Consider the following 323-nt stretch of genomic DNA (forward strand, 5'->3'; position numbering starts at 1 on the left):
CTCGGTAGAACTCCAGTAGACGACATTGGCAAAACCGCCAATGGCAGCTCTATTAAACCACAAACAGTCTAGCTGAGATGTTGGGCTTGATGGAATACCACCTACAGCTGGTGAGGCCGGCAAGAACCAATCATCATAACAGGTGTTTCCGGATACACAGGGTGTGTTGCCTTGGTCATCGACTTCGTAAGTAGAGCATATGCCTGCAGCGTAGGTATTAACATCAATACCGCCAGCACAAGCGCCTGCACCATTCGTTAAACAATCAACGATGGTTTGTGTATTGGTAGCCCCATCGGTTGTACTGGTTGCGCCGGTTGTTG

1 pseudogene is annotated in these 323 nt (G+C 49.2%); it reads right to left on the bottom strand.

Annotated elements, in window-relative coordinates:
- A pseudogene (locus AB3348_RS15265) lies at positions 1-323 on the bottom strand (hypothetical protein); the annotation flags it as partial.

This window comes from Legionella sp. W05-934-2 (assembly GCF_964199965.1).
In the GTDB taxonomy this organism is placed as follows: Bacteria; Pseudomonadota; Gammaproteobacteria; order Legionellales; family Legionellaceae; genus JAFIFT01.